Source organism: Vibrio sp. 2134-1, from assembly GCF_033339495.1.
This window is the reverse complement of record NZ_JAWOUS010000007.1, coordinates 57218-74059: the sequence shown is the minus strand read 5'-3', so window position 1 is coordinate 74059 and position 16842 is coordinate 57218. Positions and strand designations below refer to the sequence as shown.

Here is a 16842-nt window from a genome sequence, read left to right as displayed (position 1 = left end):
CTGCGGGCGATTAGTTTACTTTATCCTCAGCCGGATGTCTTTCTACTAACGGGTCATTTTCTGAAAATGCATCACTCTGCGCTAACTGCGCGAGGTCGGAAGAAATCGGTCGTTTAATTTCAACTCCCAAGTGTTTAAAGCTTTCGGCTTGGCGAATCACATTTCCGCGCCCTGTGGCAAGCTTGTTCATCGCACCTTGATAGCTTTGATTCGCCTTATCCAGCGCACCGCCGAGCCCCTCCATGTCGTCCACAAACAATCGTAATTTGTCGTAGAGTTTTGTCGCGCGCTGCGCAATCATTTTGGCGTTTTCATTTTGGCGTTCATTGCGCCATAGATTATCAATGGTGCGCAATGCCACCAGCAACGTTGTTGGGCTCACCAAAATGATGTTTTGCTCCATCGCGTCTTTAATCAAGCTCGGATCGGCTTGAATCGCGACTTGGAACGCCGGCTCAACCGGAATAAACATAAGTACATAGTCCAAACTCTGAATACCTTTGAGTTTGTGGTAGTCCTTCATGCTTAACCCTTTGATATGTGCACGTAGAGCAGCTAAGTGCGCATTCAAAGCCTGATCGCGCTCAGCATCAGTTTCGGCGTTGAAGTAGCGCTCATAGGCAACCAGCGCCATTTTAGAATCCACAACCACTTGTTTGTTTTGTGGGAGATGAACAATGACATCAGGTTGGTAACGCTTGCCTGCTTCATTTTGTAAGTTCACCTGAGTCTGATATTCGTGCCCTTCACGCAAGCCAGATTCGGCAAGTACCCTAGCGAGCACCACTTCGCCCCAGTTACCTTGCTGTTTGTTGTCCCCTTTCAACGCTTGGGTCAAATTAACCGCTTCGCGCGTCATTTGCTCGTTCAAACGTTGCAGGTTTTTCAGCTCATGCACTAGGGTATGGCGCTCTTTAGCTTCTTGGCTAAAGCTGTCATTAACGTGCTTTTTGAACCCTTCTAACTGTTCTCTAAGCGGTGACAACAAGCCTTCTAAACTCTGACGGTTTTGCAAATCGACCTTCGCGGTTTTTTCTTCAAACAATTGGTTGGCCAAGTGCTCAAATTGTTGTTTCAAGCGTGCTTCCGCTTGTTCTAAAATTTGCAGTTTTTCGGCATTAGCTTGGTTAATTTGCTCATGGCGAGCTTGCTGTTCACGCAGCTGCGTTTCTAGACGTGATTTGTGTTCACGCATCTGACCAAGCTCATCAAAGTATTGCTGGCGCTCTTGCTTTACAGCCTCGAAGTAACGCAGTTTTTCCATTGCTGCCATCAGCTTTCCATGTGTTTGGCGTACTTCAAACGCGGCTTTATCGCGCTCATCATCTAATTCATCCAACTCTTGCTGGGCATCGGCAAGGCTTTGCTTGACCTGTTCAAGTTGCTGTTGATGAAGCTGTTTTTCTGAAAAAAGTTGTTGCTCGAGAAGCTGAGTTTGGGTGATAAAACGCTGTTTCACCCACCAACCGGCAGCGACACCACTAAGCGTGGCAGCACAAAGAGAAGAGAGAATGAGAGATTGGTACTCAAGAATCCATTGCATAATAGCGAGTTAGCCTGTGTTTTGTATCTATAACAATGGTATTTAGACACTGGATAAATGTCCAGTTTGTTGGATGAAAAATCCTCGCATACACTAGGCCTTCCTATAATATTCTTTCTTCCGCTCAAATTATCCAAACCGAGCGGCACATCATCACGCAGAGGCATCATGAACGAGCGTCGCGCCCTAGGATTTGGGCTCTCAGCAGTATTACTTTGGTCTACCGTTGCAACCGCATTTAAACTCACGTTGGCAGAATTTACGCCGATTCAAATGCTATGTATTGCCAGCATCATCTCTGCGATTGCGCTAACAGTAATCTGTGGTGTGCAAGGTAAACTGGGCCAGCTAAGCGCTACATTTTTCTCAAACCCTTGGTATTACCTACTGCTTGGGTTGATTAACCCTTTGGCGTATTACGTTATTCTGTTCAAAGCATATGACTTGCTGCCCGCATCTCAGGCTCAAGCGATCAACTACAGCTGGGCCATCACCTTAACGCTAATGGCTGCTGTTTTCTTAGGACAAAAGATCCGTGGTAAGGACTGGCTAGCTTGTGGTTTTAGTTATGTCGGCGTGATAGTGATTGCCACACAAGGCAATCTTTTAGGCATGGAATTTGAGAGCCCGTTGGGTGTTGGTCTTGCGCTGCTATCAACGCTGCTGTGGGCCGGTTACTGGATTTTAAATACCAAAAATAAGGCCGACCCTGTGGTTGGCGTTCTGCTCGGCTTTTTGGTCGCTATTCCATTCGCCATTGGTTTAAGTCTTTATGAAGGTGCGAGCTTGCAGGCAATCTCAATTAAAGGCTGGGCAGCGGTGACGTATGTCGGATTGTTTGAAATGGGGATCACTTTCGTTTTGTGGCTGAGCGCACTCAAATCAACGCAAAACACCGCGCGTATCAGTAATCTGATCTTTGCTTCTCCATTTATCTCACTCATGTTGTTAGCTACCATCATCGGCGAAGAAATTCATCCTTCAACCTTGATTGGCCTGGTATTGATCATCAGTGGCTTAGTCATTCAGCAAGTCTCATGGGGCAAGAAAACCAAAGCGGTAAACGCTTCTTAATCACCTATCAAAAGCCCTAAAAAACGATGCAATAAGTTGGATAAAAAAGAGATATAGATAACATTTTAATGATAGAAAGCACTTTACGCTGCTAGGATTTAGCTACGCGTTGGATACGATACTCACAAAGCCCAATAGCTTACGCTAGATTCTAATATAATTACCTTTGGGCGATTTAGGACTCGTTATTAATTATGTTTCGCTTCGCTATTCCTTCGCCTTTGATGGCAGACTGGCAACACGTTCTGCGACAATGCTGTGATGTAACTCAAGCTCAGGGACAGCTTTATACTCTGAGCGATACTCAGCAGTGGCTATCGACTGAGGTGTCCACCTCAACCCAAAATCATCGTGCTATCGTCGATGTGATAACGCAAGTTGTCGATCACTTTACGCCGACAGATTTTACAGTTAGCCATACCCCCTTTGAAGAGCAAACCTTGAGCATAGGACCGATTTGGCTACCAAATGGCGAATTGCTTGCCGTACTGACACTGACTCACCCTAATGATCAATCAACAGTTGTTTCGGCATGGCTAAGCGCAATGGCGGGGCGGATCAGCTTTGATATCAACTTGCACTGTCCGCAAGAACAAACGCGACATCAAAGCGCGGAAATAAAGCCAACACCAACACTACAAGAGTTTATCGACTGCCTTGAAGACCACGTATGGATAAAAGGCATGGATGGTCTTTATTCGATGACCAACCGAAGCGTAGAAAATGCGTGGCAAAAAACCAACAGTGAAATCATTGGAAAAGACGATTTTGCTCTGTTTAGCCATGAACGTGCGGAAAAATTCATTGATGCCGATAAATTGGTGGTAGCCACGGGCACGCAAAATATTGTTGAAGAATGCCGTCAAATTGATGAAAACAATAACCCCACTTGGCTAGAAACCATTAAGTCTCCTGTCCGTGATCATGCGGGAAACTTAATCGGCATTCTGGGGATGACACGTAACATCACCCGCCGAAAAATGGTAGAAACGCAGCTCTCCTTAGCGTCCCAAATTTTCAACAATTCGCAAGAAGGCATGGTCATTACAGACCGCAATGCCAACATCATTGATGTAAACACGGCTTTTACCCAAATTACAGGTTACCGCTCTGAAGAGGTGATAGGAAAAAACCCACGAATTCTGCGCTCAGGTCATCATGATCAAGGTTTCTATCAACAGTTGTGGCATCAACTCGAAAACAAAGGCCAATGGAAAGGCGAATTCATCAACAGAAAGAAAGATGGCAGCATTTATCCGCAATTAGCGACCATTAGCGCCGTAATGGACGATAAAAACCACCTTATTAACTACATTTGTGTGTTTGAAGATATCTCTGTGCGTAAGGCACACGAAGAAAAGCTGCAGCGCATGGCTTTTTACGATCCATTAACCAATCTACCTAATCGCACCCATTTACTCAGCTTACTCGAGCAACACATCGAAACCGGACACAAAAACCAGCAGACGTTTGCCACCCTATTCTTAGATATCGACCATTTCAAACACATCAACGATAGTATGGGCCACTTCTGTGGTGACCAATTGCTGTCTAAGTTAGCGATTCGTCTGCAAGATGTGCTTCACCTCAATGCGCATGTGGCTCGCATTGGCGGCGATGAATTTGTGATTATTTTGCCAGACATCCATAGTGATGTTGCCTTACTGGAAACCGTCGGCGATATTCTAAGCGTATTCCAGCAACCATTCGACTTGGCAAACCACGACTCACTTCGTGTCTCGACCAGTATTGGTATTGCCTTGTACCCAAGAGACGGTCAAGACAGTGAAACCTTACTGAAAAACGCAGACACCGCGATGTACTTAGCGAAGAAAAATGGACGCAACGGCTACGCGTTTTACTCACCGGATTTGACCGATAAATCCGTATCCCATGTACGCATTCAATCCGCTTTGCATCAAGCAATAGAAAAACAACAACTCCGGTTAGAATTCCAACCGCAATACAACTTGGAACAAAATTCGATTGTCGGCGTGGAAGCTTTATTACGCTGGCAGCATCCAGAGTTTGGCCTTGTACCACCAGCAGACTTTATTCCAATTGCAGAAAAAACAGGGCTGATTCAAAGTATTGGTGAGTGGGTGTTACAACAAGCTTGTTTGCAAGGTAATGCTTGGCTGGACCAAGGCATCGAGTTTGGCAAAATCGCCGTCAATGTTTCTGCGTTGCAGCTTCAGCAGTCAAATTTCATTCAGCGATTAAGTACTATCCTCGATAACACCGGATACCCTGCCCAACGGTTAGATTTGGAGATCACAGAGAGCTTTTTACTGATCGACCCTCAACAAGCCATTGCATCGTTAAATCAATTACGAGAACTGGGTATTGAGATTTCTCTGGATGACTTTGGAACTGGCTATTCGTCTTTGTCTTACTTGAAAGGTTTGCCAATCAACAAACTGAAAATTGACCGCTCATTTGTCAGTGATGTCCCAAGTAATAGCGACAGCAACGCGATTGTGAATGCCATTATTGCCATGGGAAAAACGCTGTCGTTGAAAGTCGTCGCGGAAGGGATAGAAACTCGGGAACAAGCCGATTATTTATTCGAAAAAGGCTGTATTTATGGTCAGGGATATTTATTTAGTCAGCCAGTGAGCGCTGAAAAACTGTTTCATTGAACCAGCTTGCTCCTCAAGTCACTCTCGCGGTGCCACGTCCGCGGAGGTGATTTGCTTTGCTTGATTTTGGGCTGATTGGCACAGCTCTAGGCGATCAACCAAAATATTGATACAAACCAGCAACGGCACACCGATCAATAGTCCCATTCCGCCCCAAAGCCAGCCCCAAAAAACAAGCCAAACAAAAATCACTAACGGGTTTAAGTTAAACCTTTTCCCCAATAGTGTTGGTGTAACAAACTGACTTTCAATCAAATTGAGCAGTAAATAGATAGACACCACCGTCAGCATAAAACTGACCGACTCCAACTGAAGATAAGCAACAAAGCCAAAGCTCACCATGGATATGACAGGGCCGAGGTACGGCGCAAAATTCATCACGCCTGCAAATGCGCCCCATAGAAATGGATCTTCAAGGCCTAGAACAAAAAACACGGCCCCGACACTCAACCCCAACCCCGCATTCACTAAAGTGATGGTGCCAATGTATCGAGATAGGTCTTTCTGTAGCGCTTTGACCAACTCAATCGCTTGGCGCTGTTTGGCGAACCCATGTAAGTAAGACACTGACTTTCGAAATAAGCTTCGTCCATGATTGAGCATAAAGTAAACCATAAACAGCACGATCATCGCTTGTGTCAAAATCGTCGGCGTAGTGGTCGCGAGCGTTTTTACCAAAGAAAATACGGTGTTGTTCCCGACCTCATCCATGCTCATATCGTTGGCGATATTCAATGGAGTATTAAGGTGATCAGCCGAAGCTTTAGTCACTTCACTCACTTCTTGCGACACATTTTTCACGATACTGGGCAGCTCAGACCACCATTGCTTGGCGGGCTCCGACATGGCGGCAAGACCAATAATTGAGGCGCCAACGAGGAATGACAGCGTCAACACGACGGTAATAGCACGTGGTAAACCTTTGTCTTCAAGATAATTAATGAAAGGGCTGCACAGCAGAGAAATAAAGGTGCTAAGCACAATAGGTAACAATATTGGCTTGGCAAAATACAGCCCTGGGACGAGTAACAGGACGAGAAGCGTTGCACCAATCGCAGTGTTGGCAGGAATGTTCAATTTCGCTGTCATAATAAGCTCAGAATCGGTAAGAAAATTTTGCGGTGAAATCCGCTATTAGAGTGGTTCGCCCTCTGTCGTCGCAGCGTTGCTTACTTGTGTTGCTGCATTTCCATTTTGCTCCGCACCTGACTCATCCAGAGAAGCTGCCGCGACCGGCTTTGTGAGCGAATCGGTAATATCAGACACGCTGCTAACCAATAGCCCCATTGACGAAATAGAAGAAGTCAGTCGAGACAATCGACCTGCTTTTGCTGCGGTAACGGCAACGACAGCACTAATGCCTAATGTCGTCCAAGGGTTTTCTCTCACAAACTTCTTGGTGGTAAACGTGAACATTTCCATCGACAAACAGCATTGCTCTAGAGACGCTTTACCTTCCATCCGCTTGATCCGCATGGCTCGATTGAGCTTTTGTAGCGAGCGCATCCCACCCCTCCTGTAATTGTTCTGTCGTATTTTTGAATCCAAGAAATCCAACTAAACGCTTCTGCCACCAGGCTAAAGCAAATAATGCCAAGCCTAATGATGTGATAAATACACCCACGGCAACATACACGTTGGCAGTTAACTGATAAGCCACCACCCCAGAGGCAAGGCACAAACTGAATACGAACAATACCGACAATAGAGTAAAAACAACGGTACACAGCAAAATCTGACGCACTGCGGACACGTTAACTTTCATCTCCAAGAGGAACAAATCCAACGTTGAACCTGACCATACTTTTAGCGATTTCGTCAGTTGGTCCAATTGCGCAAGAATGCTGCTCAAACCATTAATGGTTTGTTGGATATCCTGTTCTTCTGCCCCATCAGGGGCTCGGCCGCTGTCTGAAGCCGCCGAGCCTGGTTGCTGATTGGTAACTTGCCCTGAGTTATTCATGTGAAGCCTCGCCTTTCTGTTGTGTGGCTTAATCCTTGGTGACCACTATTATTTGATCAGCTTCGAAACCGCCCAACCAGCAAGGAAGGCACAGCCTATGCTCAGCAATGGGCGCTCCTTGATTACATTTTCTGCCGACTTGGTCGCCTGCTGAACTTGCTGTGCACCGACATCCAGCTTCTCTTTGGCTTGGTCTTTCATCGCGCCAACAGCTTCCGTCGTGGCTTGCTCCGCTAAGTGATATGCTTCTTCTAACTGCTCTTGAGGTTTTACTGTGCTTTCTTTTGTAGTAGCCATAACTAGCCTCCATTAATGAGTTGAGTAGTGAATCAAGTGAAACAATGTTTGACCTCACTTACTGCCTACAAAGCCATATCCATGCCAGAATTTTAAGGTATTGTTTTTTATTGGTTTTATTTTTGTTTCGATAAAAAGCCGTATCTGTACGTGTAATTCTTTCCAGGCTTTCCCCGCCATTCTTGTAATTTTTTCTTAGCGCCTTACCGACTGTTAGCAAGTTATTGCAAAACAAGACATTAAGCCACTGATTAATAAGACTTAAAGTTCATTGGCATACAACCTGCAACTGAAGACGAAACATCGTGTTTGTATTCCATACGCTCAAACACCCCTATCACCAGTAAATAAGGAGTGGCATATGAAAAATGAAAACATCGCCTCAATCATTGAGCTTATCGAAAGCGGAAATGAAATTTACAACAAGGCCATCGAGAACATCGACAACACTTCTTTGAATAATGTGTTGGTAGAACTGCTCAGAGTACGTGAGCGTGCAGTCATTGAGCTCACTCCCTACTCTCTAGCAAGTAACAATGAAGAATCTGCCGACGACACTCCGGTTTCCTACACCATCAAGGCGCGTGAGGTTTACAGCGACGTGATGAAGGAAGTGTCCTCTGACAAAGAGTCAATGTATTTAGAACAGCTTGAAGGTGTCGAAAGCAAGGTACTCAAAGAGATTGAGAATTTGATTACTTCCCACCCAGAGCAGGCGGATAACTCGGTTCTGCTGAAAGTTCGTAGCGATATAAAAAGCTGCAAAGAAAAACTCAGCAGCATCAGCCTTATTAGCTAAAACTTGGTGGTCGCCTTTGCAATAAAGCTCGGTATTGATCAAAGAAATGGCCAACTTGCTTTGGCCATTTCTGACAAGCCCACAGGCGCATTAACATAACCATCACGAGAAATGTCCCACGACAATAGTCATAAATAAAGAGGTCACTATGACATTGGATAACAATCGAGTAAGGGAGCTACTCGTAAAAATGACACACCATCGCCAAACGTGTTTGCCTCTCGTTAACCCGCAATCACATATGACACTCGCAAGAGCGGCATATCGATTCGTGAAAATAGAAAAAGTGATGATCAAAAAGATGGCGAAGCTGTTTTTCGACCAAGATGGTGAACAGTTCATTGCAGAAAATGCCACCGAATACGGCGTTGCCGAGCTAGGTAATTACAAAGAAATGCATTTTATGAATAAATTACTGTTAGATGATTTAAAAGCCCTGCTTAGAGCCATTGACGACACCAACTTAACCGCACTTGTTTCTTATTGGTTAGCTGCTTTACAAGTTGAAAACGATGAAATTGAAAAGCACTTACCTCAGGGTGAGTAATTATACTCGCCCTTCTTTCTTCACTTTGTTTAACCCTCATCCCCAATCAACCTAATAAAAAGGTGCAGATAGACAAAAGCCGCTGCATCTACGCAGCGACCTTAATAGCCTTTTTACGACGCACACCAAATCATCAAACAACACAGAAAAAGCGCCATGTAGAATACGAAGCAAATGGCGCGTTATCCGCGGATTACAGTGTTAAAGCGAAGCTGATTTACGTCTCTGGCTTGGAACAAATACGTTCAATGACTTTGGACGCAGCTTGATTGCTAGTTGCTCATCAGAATACAGTTCACCATCAATCACATACTCAATCGGTTTATTCGCAGAAATAGTGACGCTCTGAGCCGTCGCGTATTGAAAATGTGTCGATTCTTCCTGTGCACCTACGCTCGTTAATGTCAGATCCGACAAGGCGATAAGACGTCCGCCTAAAGACTCGGTGTTATCTAAATATGTGATATGCAGCTTGCCATCATCAGGCTGCGGCGCATCACCACCTTGGGCAAGCAACGTACTAAATGGAGCGATATTCGCAACGACAAAACTATGGACTTCAAGCGTTTGTGTATTATTGTCGTGGTTTCCATCTTCAGTTGGAGCGTCTAACGATACGGTTAAAGCTTGCGTTTCTTCCGCCACTACAGCATTAAAAAAGCCGGTGAGGTAAGCGAGTTGTCCAAAAACATTTTTCTCTTCTCGCTGAGCGTGCTCGATCATTTTCTGTTCTAGCCCAATGCCTAAGACCAATAAAATAAGCCGCTGATTACATTCCGCAGTATCAATACGTTGGCAGTGTCCGCCAAGCAACGCTTCACACGCTTTTTCGACCGGTGAGAATTTTGCGCCAACGCCATAGAGCACATGACATAACGCATTGGCAGTTCCGAGCGGAACAATACCGAGTTTTAGGTCGTTATCCACCAATTGGCTCGCCACCTCTGTTACTGTGCCATCGCCACCAGCTACGATGATTTGCTTAGCTCCACTTTCTTTTGCCTGTTGTGTTAGCTGCTCGGCGCTGAGGTTTGTGGTGGTTTGATGAATACTCAAGCGATATTTTTTGGTTAGTTCACGAATCAGGTGCTGTTCGTTTTCCTCCCATTTTCCGCCACCTGCAACAGGGTTAACCACCATCCAAGTGGATTGATCCAGCCCTAGTACGCCTTTTTCACTGATCGCTCGTAACGTTCTAATCTGTAATTTATTCAATCTCGCGGTACTGCGTACGTCATTGATTTTTTTCATCACGGATTCAACCGTCAGTGACGGGTCTTTGCTCAGTAAATACGCCGCCACAACAAACACTGAACGACCACGCCCTAACGCACAATGCACAACCACTGCCCGCGAGCACGAGATTTGAGTATCAATCCAGTTAATCGCATGGCGAAGGCGCTCTAGCGTTGGGGCTTTGTGGTCGAGTACCGGAATCGAAAGGTAATGAAACTGCTTGTCGGTCATCGCACTTTCAAGGCCTGCAAATTCTGCGGTGACATCGACAATACAAGAGATTTCATTGGATTCGAGAAAATCTAAGTCACTCTGAAACAAACGGCGAGATAGGTATAAATTGTCGCTGACTTTTTGGATTGGAGGCACTGTATCACGCCGTCTTTCCCAGGCGTTATACGCTCTAGCCCCCAATAGAAATGGGATGAATGCCCAGCGAATCCACCTGACAATCTTGCCATCTTGGTTTTTTCTAAAAATAGAGGGAATGTCGAATACGTAGGCTACGCTGACCAACGCTAAAGAAAGCGATATCCATAAGAACAGCAAACTAACGATAATTTGAGGCGTATAGATAGCGGCCAATAAACTGATCAGAGCGCCAAGAATATAATATTTGATGATAAACATTCGCTCTCCTTGCCTTCAGCGAGTGCACTTTTTAGTGGAAGTTAGAATACGCGGGGGATTGAGCTTGGATACATGAACTTTAGTAAACGCCTTGATTGAGTGCCTTCCCGTGCCGAAATGGCACGAAAAGGTCCAACACTCTACCTAGCTTACCATCTCTTCAACATAACCATCCGCTAGTTTCATTTTCTGCTTATCGGTCATTACCTTACCGGCTAACTGGAAGAAACGCTGCTCTTCTTCCTCAAGATGGTGCAACACTTTGTGACGCAAGGTTTTCATTAGGTTGAGCCACGCTGGCGAGCTCATATCGGTTGCATCAAGCTGTGCAATCACTTTATCAATTTCATGATGCTCTGCGATGCCATGGCGAGTGAGATCAATGGTCTTATCACTATCTATTAAAGGCGCGTAGAAAAACCGCTCTTCTGCCGCTGCGTGCTGTTCGAGTTCCTCTTTAAGGTTGTGATAAAACTCTTCACGAGCGGGGGAATCTCCAGACGTTTCCATCAGAGCATCGAGTAAAAGGCGTTGCTTTTCATGACTCTCTTTCAGTACATCAAATATGTTTTTCATCTTTGACTCCTTATCTGATTGTAAACAATTGGGACAAAAGGAAGGGCGGTTATTGACCGCCCCTCTCTTACATAGCTATGCGTAAAAAACCTAACCTGATTCGGCTAACAGTCTTGGTCTTCAGCGTTTAGATTTTCTTTAATGTTTTCACATTCATCTTCAATCGCATTTTGGGTTTCTTCGGCGGCTTCATCTATCTTTTTGCCGGCCTGTTCCATTGGCCCTTCTTCACTACAAGCTGCCAACGCAAACACCAAACCGAATACTGCGGCGATACGGTAAACAAATGACGTAAGTCGCATGGAATCTCCTATCTATTTACGTTTTTTCTTCCCAGCAGAACAATCACTATTGATACAATTAATGACAATAGGAATAGGTAAAATATCACTTGCGCGATAGAGGCAGCAGCTCCTGCAATACCGGTAAAGCCTAATAGTGCAGAAATTAGTGCCAGTGCCAGAAAAATAAACATCCAACGAACCATAGTGTTACCTCCTAATAAAAGTGGGTTAAATCACTCGGCTCGCTATTATTGAACCACTTCTAGCTTATCAATCACCTTATTTACGTCATTGGTGTTATTTGCAATTGAAATTGCAAGATCATGCTCCGCATCTGAATTAACTTTACCTGCCAACGTTACCGTTTTGCGTTCTGTCGTTACATCAATATCCGTACCACTCACATTGGTATCCATTAGTAGGCGCGTTTTAACTATAGTCGTGATTTTAGAATCGGTCAGTGTAGCTAAAGCTTCTGAATCAGTTTCTTTCTTGCCTTCATTCACTACTGACAATTCGTTGTTTACTTTTTTCACACCATCAAGACCAGTAACAAGCTCTTCGGCAAGTGATTTTTCAAGATCATTGTTTACCGAACCAGAAAGGGTAACGACCTGATTCTCTACATCGGTATTGATATCAAAAGAGTTGAGATTGCTGTTTAGCAGTAGTGTGGTTTCAGCTTTACCATCTAGCCAAGCGTCCATGGATTCTTTTTCCCATTTATCACTCGCTAAGACTGCTGTAGATGAAGTAGCAAGAACTGACGTAAGTACAATTTTAGCTGCGATGTTATTCATGGTAATTCTCCTTTATTGACGTTGCACTTCCCTAGGAGCAAACCATGTGCCAACTTTATAACTCATTGTTTTTAATTGACTAATAAAGGAAAGAGGTAAAAATGAGATGAGCAATAAAGTATAAGCATGAATTATTTACACGTAAAAAATGTAATTTTTAATCGGTGATAAAGCCTCCGTCACTTGTGCCTAAATAACCTGATAAAACAGAAAGGCTATTTCTCCAGAATCAATTAATAGCAAAATTATTATTTAAAAAATAAAAATCTGAACAAAAGGAAATATCTACTGATGGCTCTCACCGATATATATCAAAAAGGGGCTAACAACATAAAAATACCGAACAAATCCTTAAATCTATGCTGACAATATTTTGTCTTGTGAAGTGAGAATAATCCACGTACATTGTTTCTGTCATAGTAAAGAGGACATTTCTATGTCGATGCCAAGCCTGTTTCTAAGAATACAAGATCCATCACTTAAAAATGCCATCGCTTCTTGCCAGGAACTGAACAAATTTCGTCTGCATGACATCGATGCCGCAGACCAATGGATTGAAGATTTCCTACAACTCAAACCGGAAGTTGCGATTGTTGAAGTCGCCCACTTTACTAGTGCAGATTATCAACGTCTTTCTAATATCGAAGACATCTACGATATGGACTTGATCATCATTAGCTCAGGCGCTCCAAACGAGAACTTGGATAAGCTGATGAACTTGGGTGCTATTTTTCACTACAGAAAGCCCGTTGATATTGCCATTCTGACGGACACCCTGAGCGAAGTCAGCCAGTACTATCAACACAAACAAGATCAAGGGCGTAAAGTGTCCACCAGCGATCTTGACCAATTTGGTCTTTTGGTCGGCTCTTCCTCTCCGATGCATCAGCTCTATCGTATGATCAGGCGCGTTGCTAAAACAGAAGCCAACGTCCTTATTGTCGGTGAAAGTGGATCAGGCAAAGAACTGGTGGCGCAGACCATCCACTTAGCGAGTGAGCGTAAACAACAGCCCTTTATAGCGATTAACTGTGGTGCCATTAGCCCTGAATTGGTTGATAGTGAACTGTTTGGCCATGAGAAAGGCGCTTTTACCGGAGCAAATAAAACTCACCAAGGTGTATTTAAGCAGGCAGAGGGCGGCACCCTATTTTTAGATGAAATCACCGAGATGCCTATCGAGCATCAAGTGAAGCTATTACGGGTGCTAGAAACCGGAGAGTATCGCCCAGTTGGCAGTAATACGGTTCATATCGCTAATACTCGCATCATTGCTGCTACAAACCGTGATCCTAAAATCGCCATTGAGGAGCAGTTCCTGCGTGAAGATCTGTTTTTCCGGTTATCGCATTTCCCATTAACGATACCGCCACTGCGAGAACGAGGCGGTGATATCGTCGGTCTGGCCAAGCACTTTATTGCACACCGCAACGCCAATGAGGCAAAAACCAAAACGATTCTTGACTCTGCGATCCAAAAAATCGCTGCACACGACTGGCCAGGTAATGTCCGTGAGCTCAAACACACGATCGAGCGTGCATTTATTTTGGCTGATGACACCATCCGAGATGAACACCTGATCTTCGACACACCACCATTGGAAACAGGCACCAGCATCGAAGACCTTGTTCCGGCGGGCGTTTCACTAGAAGAGCTAGAAAAAGCCGCCATTCTCAATACCCTTGAAGAGAATCAAGGCAATAAAACGGAATCAGCGCAGGAGTTAGGCATTAGCGTGAAAACGCTCTATAACAAACTCGAAAAGTATCAAGACGAGTAACTCGCTATGGGAATACAAAAAGAGTACTGAATAAAACTCAGTGCTCTTTTTGTATCTTATCTTTTATGCAGTTAGGCTGCGTTTGGTGTTTGATTAAACCCACTGCCCCGCAACAAAACCGCTCGACCAGCACCACTGAAAATTGTAGCCCCCTAGCCAACCAGTCACATCCATCACCTCACCAATAAAATAAAGCCCTTTAATGTCTTTGCATTCCATGGTTTTCGAGGATAAGTGATCAGTATCGACACCGCCGAGTGTCACTTCCGCAGTTCGGTAGCCTTCAGTGCCATTCGGGGCGATATCCCAATGCTCTAGGCGCTCCACAATCGCCGCAAGCTCCTTTTGATTGAACTGTTTTAGCGGTTTATCGACTAGCTCTTTACGTTCAATTAAGACTTCAACCAGACGCTTAGGCAGCACTTTGGCAAGCGTATTCTTGAGTGACTGATTTGGATGCTTCTCACGACTGCGTTCTAATAACTCAGCAACATCATCGTTTGGCACAAGATTGATCAACACCTTTTGTCCGGCCCGCCAGAATGAAGAAATCTGTAACACTGCTGGACCAGATAACCCACGATGTGTGAACAACAGGGCTTCTTTGAACATGGTGCCATCTTCAGCCGCAATTTCCGCAGGTACCGCGATACCAGATAACTCAGCAAAGTCTTCTTTGTCTTCTTTATGCAGAGTAAATGGTACAAGCCCTGCCGTGGTTGGGATAACTCGAAGACCAAATTGTTCCGCGACTTTATAACCAAATGGTGTCGCTCCCAGTTTTGGCATCGACAAGCCACCTGTTGCGATAACTAAAGACTCACATTCGACAATCTCAGTGCCAGCATGCAAACGAAAGCCTTCATCAATTTTTTCAATCGAATGAACATCGCATTGGTAACGCTGCTCGATGTTCGGCATGTCACACTCAGCTAACAACATCTTCACGATATCTTTGGCCGTAAATGCATCGACACAAAACAACTGGCCGTGATCACGCTCTTCGAACTCAATGCCATGTTTACACACCATCGAGATGAAATCCCAGTTAGTGTATTGGGAGAGCGCCGACTTAACAAAGTGCGGGTTTTGACACAAATAGTGATTAGCTGAAACGTCGTAGTTAGTGAAGTTACAACGACCACCGCCCGAGATAAGGATTTTACGTCCTGGCTTTTTAGCATGGTCGAGCACCAAAACACGGCGGCCTCGCTTGCCTGCTTCTGCAGCACACATTAAACCTGCTGCGCCTGCGCCAATTACAACAACATCAAATTTCTTACTCATCGGTAGCTCTTAGACTGATTGGTATCGAATCAAAATAAAAAAGGATGTGCACATTGCACATCCTTGCTTTCTAGGCGCGACATTCTACCGACAAATACCGAAAGGGAAAAGCGCTTAAACTCTAAGCGCTCTGTATGTCCGTAAAATCTCAGACAGAACAACTATCTAGATTATTGACTCTTAGAGAATGAAGGCTGCAAGTAGCGTCACGCCGAGCAACGCGGTCGATAGAACAAACAGTTCACGCACTCTTTCACACTTACCAGTAAAAATTTCATCGTGGTGATGATGATATTCTTTACTTTTAATGTAGTGATACAACCGCACCTGCTTGGTGACATTTCCATGAGTGGTAAAAAAACCATTACCATCAACTTGCTGATATAACAGCGGGTGCGCTTCACGCATGATATAAATTAGAGAACGAAGAGCGGTGAGATACCGGACCATATTAACTCCAGTTACCACCATTAGCGCAAATAAGATTGTGTCTCCACTGATCATCTTTTCCTCCCTACATCTTCAACAATGCTCAAGAGAAAAAGACGACCAAGACTTCGTCTTTACCCGCTACTTACAACGTCCCAAAACGCGTTTACGCAGCTGGAGCATCCATGATTGAAGATGAACCTTCTTTCGCCATTTGTGCTAGATCTTTGTCGATGAAGAACAACGCTTTACCGTCTTCACCTACCAGTTCGATCTTATCTAAAATCCCTTTAAACAACTTCTCTTCTTCGTGCTGTTCTGACACGTACCACTGTAGGAAGTTAAACGTTGAGTAGTCTTGGCTAGTAAATGCAACGTGCGCCAGTTTGTTGATTTTTTCCGTGATCATTTGCTCATGTTCAAATGTCTCGCGGAAAACGTCACCTAGGCTCGCAAAGTCATGCTTAGGCGCATCAATAGCGCCTAAGATTGGCATTGAGCCAGTTTCACTCACGTAAGTGAATAGGCGTTGCATGTGCTCCATTTCTTCTACGGCGTGAGCGCGTAAAAATTCAGCCGCACCTTCAAAACCTTTGTCTTCACACCAAGCACTCATTTGTAAGTATAGATTGGATGAGAAAAATTCTAGGTTAATTTGCTCATTCAATTGTTCGACCATAGTTTGAGACAGCATGTTAACTCCTATTATTGTGCATGCAATATACCCAAGTAACCTCGAAATAAGTGACGCTGCGAGAATAGCTTGGTCTGGCAGACACGGCGAAGTTTCACTTCAACTCTAGTCAGTAACACTACGCCTATTTCAGCATATCAAAGTCACTTGGGTATAACGCCACTATAACATGATTACTGAGACAAGACTTTGTACCTACGGCACCGATATGAGATCACTTCAGCAAATTTTTTTTGGGGTTGGTGCTAATCTAAAACTATG

18 protein-coding genes are annotated in these 16842 nt (G+C 44.5%); 5 read left to right on the top strand and 13 right to left on the bottom strand.

Features of this window, described 5'->3' with window-relative positions:
• Positions 1 to 10: 10 nt before the first annotated feature.
• Positions 11 to 1543, bottom strand: coding sequence for a DNA recombination protein RmuC (rmuC, locus tag R7R78_RS10360; protein WP_033905890.1), 1533 nt, complete (start codon positions 1541 to 1543; stop codon positions 11 to 13).
• Between the two features lie 168 nt (positions 1544 to 1711).
• Between rmuC and R7R78_RS10355 the strand changes: the two genes are divergently transcribed.
• Both R7R78_RS10355 and R7R78_RS10350 read left to right on the top strand, forming a co-directional pair.
• Entirely contained in the window at positions 1712 to 2617 is a 906-nt protein-coding gene (locus R7R78_RS10355) for a DMT family transporter (RefSeq protein ID WP_225473502.1), read from the top strand.
• A gap of 194 nt (positions 2618 to 2811) precedes the next feature.
• The gene (locus tag R7R78_RS10350) at positions 2812 to 5259 is read left to right on the top strand and encodes an EAL domain-containing protein (protein WP_225473500.1); all 2448 of its coding nucleotides are present in this window, start codon (positions 2812 to 2814) and stop codon (positions 5257 to 5259) included.
• A gap of 18 nt (positions 5260 to 5277) precedes the next feature.
• Here R7R78_RS10350 and R7R78_RS10345 read toward each other — a convergent pair whose 3' ends face one another.
• From R7R78_RS10345 to R7R78_RS10330, 4 genes are read right to left on the bottom strand one after another with little or no spacing between them, the layout of a single operon-like run.
• Complete coding sequence (locus R7R78_RS10345; RefSeq protein ID WP_064368889.1) at positions 5278 to 6348, bottom strand: AI-2E family transporter; 1071 nt, start codon at positions 6346 to 6348, stop codon at positions 5278 to 5280.
• 45 nt (positions 6349 to 6393) lie between these two features.
• Positions 6394 to 6720 carry a hypothetical protein gene (locus tag R7R78_RS10340; protein WP_086046426.1) on the bottom strand — a complete coding sequence of 109 codons (327 nt, stop codon included), beginning with the start codon at positions 6718 to 6720 and terminating at the stop codon, positions 6394 to 6396.
• Positions 6710 to 7222, bottom strand: coding sequence for a hypothetical protein (locus tag R7R78_RS10335; protein WP_167415589.1), 513 nt, complete (start codon positions 7220 to 7222; stop codon positions 6710 to 6712). Before R7R78_RS10335 ends, R7R78_RS10340 begins: the two co-directional genes overlap by 11 nt.
• A 48-nt stretch (positions 7223 to 7270) precedes the next feature.
• The gene (locus R7R78_RS10330) at positions 7271 to 7519 is read right to left on the bottom strand and encodes a hypothetical protein (protein WP_005379196.1); all 249 of its coding nucleotides are present in this window, start codon (positions 7517 to 7519) and stop codon (positions 7271 to 7273) included.
• A gap of 361 nt (positions 7520 to 7880) precedes the next feature.
• On the opposite strand from R7R78_RS10330, the gene R7R78_RS10325 reads away from it, so the two are divergent.
• Both R7R78_RS10325 and R7R78_RS10320 read left to right on the top strand, forming a co-directional pair.
• Positions 7881 to 8318 carry a DUF2383 domain-containing protein gene (locus R7R78_RS10325; RefSeq protein ID WP_005379194.1) on the top strand — a complete coding sequence of 146 codons (438 nt, stop codon included), beginning with the start codon at positions 7881 to 7883 and terminating at the stop codon, positions 8316 to 8318.
• A gap of 148 nt (positions 8319 to 8466) precedes the next feature.
• Positions 8467 to 8865, top strand: coding sequence for a hypothetical protein (locus R7R78_RS10320; protein WP_005379193.1), 399 nt, complete (start codon positions 8467 to 8469; stop codon positions 8863 to 8865).
• Positions 8866 to 9066: 201 nt separating this feature from the next.
• Here the strand turns inward: R7R78_RS10320 and R7R78_RS10315 are convergent, their stop codons facing one another.
• The 5 genes from R7R78_RS10315 to R7R78_RS10295 form a co-directional block, all read right to left on the bottom strand.
• On the bottom strand, positions 9067 to 10731 hold the full coding sequence (locus tag R7R78_RS10315) for a diacylglycerol kinase family protein (RefSeq protein ID WP_213867098.1): 1665 nt from the start codon (positions 10729 to 10731) through the stop codon (positions 9067 to 9069).
• Between the two features lie 144 nt (positions 10732 to 10875).
• Positions 10876 to 11307: a hemerythrin domain-containing protein gene (locus R7R78_RS10310; RefSeq protein WP_017821107.1), complete on the bottom strand. Its 432-nt coding sequence runs from the start codon at positions 11305 to 11307 to the stop codon at positions 10876 to 10878.
• A 104-nt stretch (positions 11308 to 11411) separates the two neighbouring features.
• Complete coding sequence (locus R7R78_RS10305) at positions 11412 to 11609, bottom strand: hypothetical protein (RefSeq protein ID WP_017821108.1); 198 nt, start codon at positions 11607 to 11609, stop codon at positions 11412 to 11414.
• 8 nt (positions 11610 to 11617) lie between these two features.
• Positions 11618 to 11794, bottom strand: a complete 177-nt coding sequence (locus tag R7R78_RS10300; RefSeq protein ID WP_005379177.1) for a DUF1328 family protein — start codon at positions 11792 to 11794, stop codon at positions 11618 to 11620.
• A 45-nt stretch (positions 11795 to 11839) separates the two neighbouring features.
• Positions 11840 to 12391: a BON domain-containing protein gene (locus R7R78_RS10295; RefSeq protein WP_005379174.1), complete on the bottom strand. Its 552-nt coding sequence runs from the start codon at positions 12389 to 12391 to the stop codon at positions 11840 to 11842.
• A 436-nt stretch (positions 12392 to 12827) separates the two neighbouring features.
• Here R7R78_RS10295 and R7R78_RS10290 point away from each other — a divergent pair, with 436 nt between their 5' ends.
• A complete protein-coding gene (locus R7R78_RS10290; protein ID WP_005382945.1) occupies positions 12828 to 14171 on the top strand; it encodes a sigma-54 interaction domain-containing protein in 1344 nt (447 codons plus the stop codon).
• A gap of 93 nt (positions 14172 to 14264) precedes the next feature.
• Here R7R78_RS10290 and R7R78_RS10285 read toward each other — a convergent pair whose 3' ends face one another.
• The 3 genes from R7R78_RS10285 to ftnA form a co-directional block, all read right to left on the bottom strand.
• Positions 14265 to 15458, bottom strand: coding sequence for an NAD(P)/FAD-dependent oxidoreductase (locus R7R78_RS10285; protein ID WP_222712374.1), 1194 nt, complete (start codon positions 15456 to 15458; stop codon positions 14265 to 14267).
• A 180-nt stretch (positions 15459 to 15638) separates the two neighbouring features.
• Complete coding sequence (gene uspB, locus R7R78_RS10280) at positions 15639 to 15962, bottom strand: universal stress protein UspB (protein ID WP_005379169.1); 324 nt, start codon at positions 15960 to 15962, stop codon at positions 15639 to 15641.
• A gap of 91 nt (positions 15963 to 16053) precedes the next feature.
• Positions 16054 to 16581, bottom strand: coding sequence for a non-heme ferritin (gene ftnA, locus R7R78_RS10275; protein ID WP_005379167.1), 528 nt, complete (start codon positions 16579 to 16581; stop codon positions 16054 to 16056).
• Positions 16582 to 16842 lie beyond the last annotated feature (261 nt).